This is a genomic window from Frankia sp. CcMO1 (assembly GCF_977945845.1).
On record NZ_CDWTMG010000173.1, the window covers coordinates 1 to 10338 of the forward strand.

A 10338-nucleotide genomic window follows, 5' to 3' on the forward strand; every position below is an offset into this window, starting at 1 on the left:
AGAACTACCGGACACTCCTGGTGACCCCAGGTGAACAGCTACATAAATCGTTATATTTTTGTCATGATGTAGGTCCAAAGGCCGAGAACGGCAAGAACCACGCTAAAGCACACTCCCGCCCCGTACCGGGCGGAGAGGAACGTGGGCGCGCACCAGCATCCGATCATGAAAATAACCTATTCTTGACCATGGTAATTACACGTAGAACACCGGTAATCCGCCATCTAACACGCCCGTCGAGCTCGCTTTTCCCGATCACCACAACTGTGCCGGACGGCTGTCTAACCCTGGCTCCACCCTGCGGACCCTGTTCGAACGGACCGGCGCCCCAGCCGACTCCGACGAGGCGATCGAGACCGGCCGGGCCGCCGTCGCGGACACCCCCACCGACGGGAGAAGCCGGGGTGGCCCTGGGGCGCCTGGGTTGGTCCGGGCCTGGCTGCCCTGATACTGGGTAGTGAGGCTGGCGCCATGACCGACACCACTGACACGGCGGCCATCGCCGTTGACGGCGGCCTGGTGACCGCCATCCCGGCTTCCTGAACCACTCCCGCCGAACCGGGCGGCGTGCGTGCTGCCTGGTACCGGCATGGCCAGGCAGCACGCCCCTCAGCCAGCCACAATCGCGGCATGAGCCCAGCGAGTAGCCTGAGCGACTTCCTGCGGACCCGCCGCGCCCGCTTGCATCCATCGGACCGATGGGCCCGCCGGCCCCCTCCTCGCGCAGCTGATCGGTGAGCTGTCGACAACGGACCCCGCGGGCGTGCCGTCGGGCAGGCCGACCGCGGCGCTGTGGACGTCGACGTGCATGACCCGGTTGGCCCCGTTCGGTGTCACCGGCCGCCCGCGGCGCCGCGGCGGGCGAACTCCTCCTGGGTGAGGTGTTCCGGGCAGTCGACCCGGATGTCGGACGGCCCGAGGCGGTAGTCGAAGAACGCGCAGCGGTGAACGGTGGGTTGGGTGCGGCGGGTGGGCCGGGCGTGGCGAGGCGCGGGTTCGAAGCGCCGGCAGGTGGTACACGTGCGCGTCACGCTGATCAGGTGTTCGGCGTGCAGGCGTTCCAGCAGGTCCAGGAGGGTTGCGAGCAGCTGCTCGCCGTCCGGGCGGGGGATCCTGGCGGTCGCCACCTCGACCGGGGCGGTCCACCGGGAGACCGCGTGCGCGGTCTGCTGGCCGTCGGCGGTGAGGTGGAGCCGGTAGTGACGCCGGTCGGCGGGGTCCTGCTGGCGGCCAACGAGCCCTTTGCGGCGCAGGGCCGCTACGGCGTCGCTGACGGTGGGGTCGGCCACGTCGAGTTCACGTGCCAGTGCGCTGGTTCGGGCCGCCGGGGGTGGTCCTGCGTAGAGGCGGGCGAGGACCCGAAGCTGGGTGGGGGACAGGTCGTGCGCCTCGGCCGAGCGGCGGGCGAGCACCTGCAGGGCCTCGCCGATCCGGTCGAGGGCGGCCACGATCTTCGCGTCGAGCCCGGGGTGGCGTTCCTCGGGGGTGCCGGGCGGCCTCACGCGCGCGGTCCGAACGCCGCGTGTATCGCCAGCACCGCTGCCTCCTGCCGTTGGGACTTTCCCGGGTTCGCGACGGCCGACCCGCCGCGAGGGTCGTGACGGGGAACGTCGGAACCCGCGAGTGGACCTTAGCAATCCGATCCGCCCGGACCGGATCGTTAGGAGTCCTTGACATCAAGGGTCGTCCCGCACATAGTTCTCCTTGTCGACTGAAATTGTCGAGATGGCGGCCGGTGCCGGGTTGGGCCGTGCGGCGCGTGAGCGTTGCCGGACCGGGCGGGTCCGGTCCGCGTCCGTGGGGGAACACCAAGGAGGCGAGCATGCCGAAGCTTGCCCGCAGTGACTGGTACGACCTGGCCCGCGACACCAACTGGTCGTTTGGTTACGTGTCCGAGCAGGACGTCTTCCCAGAGGAGCTGTCGGGGACGGGCCGGGTCTCATCCGAGGAGTGGCTGGCCTGGGACGAGCCATACAAGATCACTTATCGGGAGTACGTGCACAACCAGGTGACGAAGGACACCACGACGTACTCGGTCAAGAACGCGATCGCCCGCTCGGAGCTGTTCGAGAAGCTCGACCCGGGATGGAAGTCGGTGATCCTGGCGCACTATGGCGCGATCACGATGCCGGAGTACCTCGCCTCCATCGGTGAGGCGCGGATGGGCCGGTTCGGGCGGGCGGCGGCGTGGCGCAATACGGCGACGTTCGGCACGCTCGATGAGGTCCGGCACGGCCAGATCCAGGCGTTCTTCCCCTATGGGTTGATCGGGAAGGAGCCGCGGGCCGACTGGGCGCTCAAGGCGTTCCACACGAACGAGTGGATCGTGCTCGCGGTCCGGCAGCTGTTCGACGACATGTTCGTCGCCAACGACGCGCTGTCGATCGCGCTGCAGCTCACCTTCACCCTTGAAACCGGTTTCACGAACCTGCAGTTCCTCGGCATGGCAGCCGACGCGATCAAGGTGGGTGACCTGGAGTTCGGCTCGCTGATCTCCAGTATCCAGACGGACGAGGCCCGCCATGCCCAGCAGGGCGAGCCGACCATCAAGATCCTTGCCGAGGGCGGCCACAAGGACTGGGGTCAGTTCCTCATCGATCACATGTTCTGGCGGTCATGGCGGGTGTTCGCGCTGCTGACCGGCCTGTCGATGGACTACTACACCCCGCTCGAGCATCGGACGATGTCGTTCAAGGAATTCATCGAGGAGTGGGTGATCAAGCAGTTCTCCGACCAGTTCCGGGACTTCGGTCTGGAGTATCCGTGGTACTGGGAGGAGTTCGTCAACGAACTCACCTGGTACCACCACGCGATCCACCTCGGGGTGTGGAACTGGCGGCCGACGGTCTGGTGGAACCCGGACGCCGGCGTCTCGGCGGACGAGCGGGTGTGGCTGGAGGAGAAGTACCCGGGCTGGAACCGTACGTTCGGCAAGTACTGGGACGTCATCGGCGACAACATCCGCGCGGGGAAGGGCGAGGCCACCTTCCCGGAGACGCTGCCGTTGGTGTGCAACCTGTGCCAACTGCCGATCGTGCGGGCCGCCGGCGTGGAGGCCGGCGCGCTGGCCTCGGCCGCTCCGCTGCGCCACACCCACGGGGGCCGTGACTACCTGTTCTGCTCGGAACCCTGCAAGTGGATCTTCACGCAGCGTCCGGAGCGGTTCGCCGGGCACCGGTCGCTGGTGGACCGGTTCCTCGCCGGCGAGATCAGCCCGCCCGACCTCGGCGGCGTGCTCGCCTACATGGGGCTGTCGCCGTCCGAGCAGGGACAGGACGCCACCGGCTACGCCTGGGCACAGGCCGCGGCGGCGGGCGCAACCGGCGCTAGGGCGGCACGGCGATGACCCCCGGGGCGCAGGAGCACTCCCACGAGCACGTCTACGTCCACGTCCACGAGCACTCCGAGGGGGCCCGATGGCTCTGCTGCCGCTGAGCGCGGTTTTCGAGCACGACTTCGTGTCGCTGCTGGTGGCGGTGGACGACGCCGACACCGTCGAGGCCGTCGGCCAAAAGATCGCTCACCACGTCGTGGGCCGGCGTCTGCCGGCCAGCGACGCGCCGGTGGGGGTCCGCCACAACGGTCGGGTGCTCGCCCGCGAGGCGCGCATCGGCGAGGCCGGCGTCGGCCCGCTCGACCATGTCGAAGCCTTCTTCGATGAGTAGCACGTCGATGAGTAGCGCGTCGGCGGGTGGCACCGCAGTGGCGTGGACCGACGTCGCCTCGCTGGACGAGGTGTGGGAAGGCGACGTGCTCGAGGTGACCGCGGGCGCCGAGCAGGTGCTGCTGGCGCACCTGCCCGGCGGGGCGCTACGGGCGTACCAGGCGGTGTGTCCGCACTCGCGATTCCCGCTGGTCAACGGCGCCGTCGAGGACGGGGTGCTCACCTGCGCCGCGCACCACTGGGAGTTCGACCTGGCGACCGGCGAGAGCCTCAACCCGAGCGACTGCCGGCTGTACAGCTTCCCGGTGCGCGCCGACGGCGAGCGGATCATTGTCGGGATCCCACCCGACGGCCGACGTCACTACAACCGGTGCCGTGGCGCTGCGACCGCGGCACCGACGGGGAGACGATTTTCATGACCGCCGACTCCAGCCGCCTGGTAGGCCCCATCGTCCGCGGATTCGACCCGGACGTCGTCGAGGCACTGCACGCCGCAATCGAGAAGGACAACCCCGACCAGACGCTGGTCGTGGAGGACCGCAACGGCTACGTGCGCATCAACGCGCCCCGCTTCCTGCGGGTCACCCGCGCCAGCCTGGAGGAGGCCGCCGGCCGGTCCGTCCCGCTCGCCACCCTCGAACCCGCCCTCGCCGGCTTTGCCGGGCGGATGCGGTACGTGAGCGACGACGAACTCGTCTGGTACCTGGACCGGAAGGACTGAGGATGACTACCGCCCCCACGGCGAGGCCCCTGCGCACTTGGAGTGTGTTCGACGGGGCCCGCCGCAAGCCGAACGAGTACGAGACCGTCACCGGCCACTTCCACTACCACTTCGGGCGGCAGCCGGCCCCGTTCGACCTTGATCCTGACAGTCCGATCAACCGGTGGTACCTACGCTACCGCGAGGGCTCGCCGCTGCGGGGCGTGGACTGGGAGGCGTTCCGCGACCCCGCCCAGCTCAACTACCGCCGCTACATCGCCCTGCAGCACGACCGGGAGATCTACGCCGAAGGCGTCGTCGACCACTTCGAGGCCCTCGATGCGGATGCCGGCCTGAACCCGGCCTGGGTGGGTGTCCTCGCGCGGCTTTACCTGCCCGCCCGCTACCTGTTCCACGTGTTGCAGATCACCAGCCTGTACGTCGGCCAGCTCGGACCCAGCGCCTACGTCAGCAACGCCGCGTTCTTCCAGGCCGCCGACGAACTGCGCGCCCTGCAGTGGATCGCCTACCGGGCCAAGGCGCTGTCGTTGGTCCATGGCGCCGACCTCGCCGACAGCCGGGCCACCCGACGGTTCTGGGAAGAAGACCCGGCCTGGCAACCCGCCCGGGAGGCGCTGGAGCGGTTGCTGGTCGCCTACGACTGGGCGGAGGCCTTCACGGCGCTGAACCTCGTCGTCAAGCCGGCGCTCGACACCCTGCTCAAGACCGCCCTCCCCGACCTCGCGGACGCCAACGGCGACGGCCTCACCGCCCAACTGCTGCGCGAGTCCGGCGTCGACGGCGCCCGCAGCCGGGCGTGGAGCGCGGCCCTGGCCCGCCACGCCATCGCCGAACGGCCCGACAACGCCGCGGTTCTCGCGGTCTGGGAAGAAAGCTGGCGCCCCCGCGCGGAGACGGGCGTCGCGGGCCTGGCGGCCGGGTTCGGCGATGCCCCGAACCCGGCCAGCCCGGCCGAGGTCACCGCCACCGTCGCCGCGACCACCGCGGCGTTCCGTGCCTCCTGGACCGGCACGGCGGACCCCGCCTGAACCTGCGGATCCCGCCTGAACCTCCGGCCTCCACCACCGATCCGCCCCCCGGAAGGACCCATGTCCGTCACCGACGACTACCTGACCAACAACGCCGCCTACGCGAAGACCTTCGCCGGGCCGCTTCCGCTGCCGCCGTCCAAGCACATCGCCGCCGTCGCCTGCATGGACGCACGGCTCAACGTCTACGCGATCCTCGGCCTGGGCGACGGCGAGGCTCACGTCATCCGCAACGCCGGCGGCGTCGTCACCGACGACGAGATCCGTTCCCTCGCGATCAGCCAGCGCCTGCTCGGCACCCGCGAGATCATCCTGATCCACCACACCGACTGCGGCATGCTGACCTTCACCGACGACGATTTCAAACGCTCGATCCAGGACGAGACCGGGATGAAACCGGAATGGGCCGCGGAGTCGTTCACCGACCTGACCGAAGACGTACGCCAGTCGATCGCGCGGATCAAGGCGAGTCCGTTCATCCCGCATACCGGCGCCATCCGTGGCTTCATCTTCGATGTTGCCACCGGACTGCTCGCCGAAGTCGCGTGATATCCGCCTGCCGCACCCTGCTGTTCAGCGCCTTCGAGTATCGACTCACCATTATCGGTATCACCGTCGGTTCTTTCTGATGACACCGTATTTCTGACGACACCGGACTTCGTCCGCCGTCGGGGTGCTTCGGGGATCAGTACCGTCGATCCGCGAAGCACCTCCGGGGGGAGCCAGGTGAGTGGGGCCGGCGGGAGGCGCCGGAGCCGATAATTCCCGGCCCGACCCGCCGGCCCCACCCGTCACCTGGTCAGTGGGTCAGCCGCGCTTGCGGCCGGACTCGCCGAGAGTGATCTGGTCGCCGTTGACGATGCCGGCCCGGCGCAGCGCCTCGGCGATCGCGCCGTCCGGCACACTGGATCCGCTGCGGCCACCGGAACCCCCGCGGCCACCGGAACCGTTCCTGCCACCGGAACCGCCACGACCGCCCATGCCACCGCGTCCACCGGAACCACCGGCACCACCGGCACCGCGACCGCCGGCACCACCACGTTCGCCACTCGCGGTGCCCCGGCCGCCATCCCGCTGATCACCACGATCACGGCTCCCGCCGCGTCCGGCGCCCGCACCCGCGGCTCCCCGCCGGTCACCCTCGCCGTCCCGGCGACCCGGACCCGCGGCACCGGCCTCGTCGTCCAGCCGCAGCGTCAGCGAGATCCGCTTGCGTGGGATGTCGACGTCGAGAACCTTCACCGTCACGATGTCGCCGGGCTTGACGACCTCGCGCGGATCGCTGACGAAGTTCTTCGACATCGCCGACACGTGCACCAGGCCGTCCTGGTGAACGCCGATGTCGACGAAGGCCCCGAACGCGGCGACGTTCGTGACGGTTCCCTCCAGGGTCATGCCGGGGACCAGGTCCGCGAGCGTCTCGATCCCCTCGGTGAATGCCGCCGTCCTGAAGGCCGGCCGCGGGTCACGGCCGGGCTTCTCCAGCTCGGCGAGGATGTCGGTGACGGTTGGCAGGCCGAAGGTGTCGTCGACGAACTCGCTCGGCTTCAGGGCTCGCAGGACCGCGCCGTTGCCGATAAGGGAGCCGAGGTCGCCGCCGGTCGCCGCGAGGATGCGCCGCACCACCGGGTAGGACTCGGGGTGCACGCTGGAGGCGTCCAGCGGATCGTCCCCGCCGGGGATGCGCAGGAAGCCGGCGCACTGCTCGAACGCCTTCGGCCCGAGGCGGGGGACGTCCTTCAGTGCGGCCCTGGTCTGGAACGGCCCGTGCGTGTCGCGGTGGCGCACCACGCTCTCCGCGAGGCTTGCCCCGATTCCGGACACCCGGGTCAGCAGCGGGGCAGACGCGGTGTTGACGTCCACCCCCACCGCGTTCACGCAGTCCTCGACCACCGCGTCCAGGGATGACGACAGCCGGGACTCGGACAGGTCGTGCTGGTACTGCCCAACCCCGATCGACTTCGGGTCGATCTTCACCAGCTCCGCGAGCGGGTCCTGCAGCCGCCGGGCGATCGACACGGCCCCGCGCAGCGAGACGTCGAGCCCGGGGAGCTCCGCCGCGGCATAAGCGGACGCCGAATACACCGACGCCCCCGCCTCCGACACTGTCACCTTCGTCAGCGACAGCTCCGGGTGCCGGCGGATGAGGTCCTCGGCGAGCTTGTCGGTCTCCCGGGAGGCCGTCCCGTTCCCGATCGAGATCAGGTCGACGCGGTGCTCCCGGGCGAGCCGGGCCAGGGTGGTGATCGACTCGTCCCACCGCCGTGCCGGGACGTGCGGATGAATGGTGTCGGTGGCGACCACCTTGCCGGTCGGGTCGACCACGGCGACCTTCACTCCGGTGCGGTACCCCGGGTCGAGACCCATGGTCGCCCGGGTCCCGGCCGGCGCCGCGAGCAGCAGGTCACGCAGGTTCGCCGCGAACACCCGCACGGCGGTGTCCTCGGCGGCCGTCCACAGCCGCATCCGCAGATCGACGCCGAGGTGCACAAGGATGCGGGTGCGCCAGGCCCAGCGGACCGTGTCGAGGAGCCACCGGTCCGCCGGCCGGCCCGCGTCGGAGATCCCGAACGTCTCGGCGATCCGCGTCTCGTAGTCGGTCGGCCCGGGCGGCGGGGCGGCGTCCGGCTCCGCCGGCACGCCCGGTTCGAGGGTCAGGTCGAGGATCTCCTCCTTCTCCCCCCGGAACGCCGCGAGGATGCGGTGCGACGGCAACGAGGTGAACGGCTCGGAGAAGTCGAAGTAGTCCGAGAACTTCGCCCCCGCCTCCTCCTTGCCCTCCCGGACCCGGGAGACCAGGACACCACGCGACCACATTCGCTCGCGCAGCGTGCCGATCAGGTCAGCGTCCTCGGCGAACCGTTCGACGAGGATCGCCCGCGCTCCCTCCAGCGCGGCACCCGCGTCGGCCACGCCCTTCTCCGGATCGACGTAGGCCGTCGCTGTGGCGTACGGGTCGAGCGAGGGGTCGCCCAGCAGGCTCTCCGCCAGCGGTTCGAGGCCGGCCTCCCGGGCGATCTGCGCCCTGGTCCGCCGCTTCGGCTTGAAGGGCAGGTAGATGTCCTCCAACCGGGCCTTGGAGTCGGCGGCGAGGATCTGCGCCTCCAGGGCGTCGTCCAGCTTGCCCTGCGACCGGATCGACTCGAGGATCGCGCCGCGCCGATCCTCTAGCTCCCGCAGGTAACGCAGCCGTTCCTCCAGCGTGCGCAGCTGCGTGTCGTCGAGGGTGCCGGTCGCCTCCTTGCGGTAGCGAGCGATGAAGGGCACGGTGGCACCACCGTCGAGCAGGTCGACCGCCGCCGTCACCTGCCCCTGGCGCACGCCGAGCTCCTCGGCGATCCGCTGATGGATGGACTGCTGCGGGACAGATGTCGTCGTCACAATCCCTGATCCGCCTTCTCGTCGATCTTCGGTCGCCGGGCCGGGGGCCGGCCGCGTCGTCGTCGCTCGGGCGCCGTGCGGTGAGACCCGCGCCGACGCTCTGACTGCGAGACTACGGGTGATCACGCGGTTTTCCGCCCGCGGGCGGCGGTCCCGGCGCGGGTTCCCGCGTTCCCGCAGCCTCCTGGTTTCGAGCGCAGGCCTCCTGGTCTCGGCTGCCAGCCTCCTGGTCTCGGGCATCGTCCCCGCGTGGCGCGGTTACGGCGGCGACCGGCCCGGCCCGGCGTGGCCCGCCTGGCCGGAGAACCGGTTCCGGGGTGGCCGGGTCGTTTCTGCTACCAGCTCTGATGAGCTGGGCGGTCTGATTGTGTTGCGGTGTATATCCCATTGGTTCGGCATGACCTACGATGTGCCCGTGCACACTGGGGACGGGGCTGCCGGCGCGGGCCGCGTGTATTCTCGGCATTCCGCCGCCGAGGTCGCGGTGAGTGGCCGGGCGGGCTCCCGTGGGGGCGACCCGCGCTTTGCCGCGTCGGGCCGCGAGGTGAGCCGCGGGAGTACCCTGGGCTCCATCTGTGGCCCGATCGCCGGTGGAAGTGGGCTCGACGGGATTCGCCACGAGGCTTTCCTGTATCAGGGCGACGCCGGTTTCCTCAGCACAACGCACGATTTCGTGCTCGCCGGGCTCGCGGCCGACGAGGCCGTCCTGGTCGCCGTGACACAGGCGGATACGCCAGTTACGCGCCGCCCTCGGTCGGGCCGCGCAGCGCGTCTCTTTTCTCGACATGGCCGAGCTCGGTCGTAATCCGGCCCGGATTATTTCGGCCTGGCAGGATTTTCTGGACCTCGGTGTCGAACGCGGTCGGCTGGTACGGGGGATCGGCGAGCCGATATGGCTGGACCGGTCCGGCCCGGAGCGGCGAGCATGCATGCTGCACGAGGCGTTGCTCAACGAGGCGTTCGCCGCGCCGCCGGCGTGGCGGCTGCGGTGCCTCTATGCTGTGGGCCGGATCGACTCGCCGCTCGTCGACGAGATCTGGCGCACCCATCCCGTGGTGGTGGAGGGCGGGCTGGGCCGGGTCAGTTCCCGGTGTCGATCGCCCGGGTCCGTCGTCGGGGGTCCGGGCCCCGACCCGCTGGCCGAGGCCCTGCCGGACCTCGGCGTTCCCCGCATCAAGTTTGCCTTCGGCCCGCACGACCTGGGGCATGTCCGCGCCGAGATGACCCGGGTCGCCTTGGCCCGGGGCCTGGGCGCCGAGCGGACCGGCGAGTTCGAGCTGGCCGTGCACGAGGTCGCCACGAACAGCGTGCACCACGGCGGGGGCCATGGAGTGGTCCGCATCTGGACGGACGACGCCTGCCTGATCTGCGAGGTCCGCGACGGCGGCCGGCTGTACGACCGGTTGGCCGGACGCCGCCGCCCGGACCTGTCCCTGGGCGGCGGCCGCGGGCTGTGGCTCGTCAACCAGTTGTGCGATCTCGTCCAGCTCCGGTCGACCTGGGTTGGCACGACCGTGCGGATGTATATGTACGTCTAATACTCC

9 protein-coding genes are annotated in these 10338 nt (G+C 70.1%); 7 read left to right on the plus strand and 2 right to left on the minus strand.

Annotated features, from left to right (window positions below):
* Window positions 1–833: 833 nt before the first annotated feature.
* Window positions 834–1502: a MarR family winged helix-turn-helix transcriptional regulator gene (locus AC08OU_RS17775; protein WP_476602124.1), complete on the minus strand. Its 669-nt coding sequence runs from the start codon at window positions 1500–1502 to the stop codon at window positions 834–836.
* A gap of 320 nt (window positions 1503–1822) precedes the next feature.
* On the opposite strand from AC08OU_RS17775, the gene AC08OU_RS17780 reads away from it, so the two are divergent.
* From AC08OU_RS17780 to AC08OU_RS17805, 6 genes are all read left to right on the plus strand, one after another.
* Window positions 1823–3346, plus strand: a complete 1524-nt coding sequence (locus tag AC08OU_RS17780) for an aromatic/alkene/methane monooxygenase hydroxylase/oxygenase subunit alpha (RefSeq protein ID WP_462187825.1) — start codon at window positions 1823–1825, stop codon at window positions 3344–3346.
* 70 nt (window positions 3347–3416) lie between these two features.
* Complete coding sequence (locus tag AC08OU_RS17785; protein WP_462187827.1) at window positions 3417–3665, plus strand: toluene-4-monooxygenase system B family protein; 249 nt, start codon at window positions 3417–3419, stop codon at window positions 3663–3665.
* A gap of 7 nt (window positions 3666–3672) precedes the next feature.
* Window positions 3673–4083: a monooxygenase system ferredoxin subunit gene (locus tag AC08OU_RS17790; protein WP_476597412.1), complete on the plus strand. Its 411-nt coding sequence runs from the start codon at window positions 3673–3675 to the stop codon at window positions 4081–4083.
* Window positions 4080–4385 (plus strand): MmoB/DmpM family protein, encoded by a 306-nt coding sequence (locus AC08OU_RS17795; RefSeq protein WP_476602122.1) that lies wholly within the window; start codon window positions 4080–4082, stop codon window positions 4383–4385. The genes AC08OU_RS17790 and AC08OU_RS17795 overlap by 4 nt, the downstream gene beginning before the upstream one ends.
* Window positions 4386–4387: 2 nt before the next feature.
* Complete coding sequence (locus AC08OU_RS17800) at window positions 4388–5413, plus strand: aromatic/alkene monooxygenase hydroxylase subunit beta (protein ID WP_462187832.1); 1026 nt, start codon at window positions 4388–4390, stop codon at window positions 5411–5413.
* 60 nt (window positions 5414–5473) lie between these two features.
* Window positions 5474–5962 carry a beta-class carbonic anhydrase gene (locus tag AC08OU_RS17805; RefSeq protein ID WP_476601957.1) on the plus strand — a complete coding sequence of 163 codons (489 nt, stop codon included), beginning with the start codon at window positions 5474–5476 and terminating at the stop codon, window positions 5960–5962.
* A 258-nt stretch (window positions 5963–6220) separates the two neighbouring features.
* Here AC08OU_RS17805 and AC08OU_RS17810 read toward each other — a convergent pair whose 3' ends face one another.
* The gene (locus tag AC08OU_RS17810) at window positions 6221–8794 is read right to left on the minus strand and encodes a Tex family protein (RefSeq protein WP_476601956.1); all 2574 of its coding nucleotides are present in this window, start codon (window positions 8792–8794) and stop codon (window positions 6221–6223) included.
* Window positions 8795–9522: 728 nt separating this feature from the next.
* Between AC08OU_RS17810 and AC08OU_RS17815 the strand changes: the two genes are divergently transcribed.
* Complete coding sequence (locus tag AC08OU_RS17815; RefSeq protein WP_476601959.1) at window positions 9523–10332, plus strand: anti-sigma factor RsbA family regulatory protein; 810 nt, start codon at window positions 9523–9525, stop codon at window positions 10330–10332.
* Window positions 10333–10338: the final 6 nt, after the last annotated feature.

Excerpts from the sequence above, each read along its gene's own strand:
- AC08OU_RS17780 (WP_462187825.1), top strand. The coding sequence starts at position 1,823 with ATGCCGAAGCTTGCCCGCAGTGACTGGTACGACCTGGCCCGCGACACC.
- AC08OU_RS17805 (WP_476601957.1), top strand. The coding sequence starts at position 5,474 with ATGTCCGTCACCGACGACTACCTGACCAACAACGCCGCCTACGCGAAG.
- AC08OU_RS17800 (WP_462187832.1), top strand. The coding sequence starts at position 4,388 with ATGACTACCGCCCCCACGGCGAGGCCCCTGCGCACTTGGAGTGTGTTC.
- AC08OU_RS17795 (WP_476602122.1), top strand. The coding sequence starts at position 4,080 with ATGACCGCCGACTCCAGCCGCCTGGTAGGCCCCATCGTCCGCGGATTC.
- AC08OU_RS17785 (WP_462187827.1), top strand. The coding sequence starts at position 3,417 with ATGGCTCTGCTGCCGCTGAGCGCGGTTTTCGAGCACGACTTCGTGTCG.
- AC08OU_RS17790 (WP_476597412.1), top strand. The coding sequence starts at position 3,673 with ATGAGTAGCGCGTCGGCGGGTGGCACCGCAGTGGCGTGGACCGACGTC.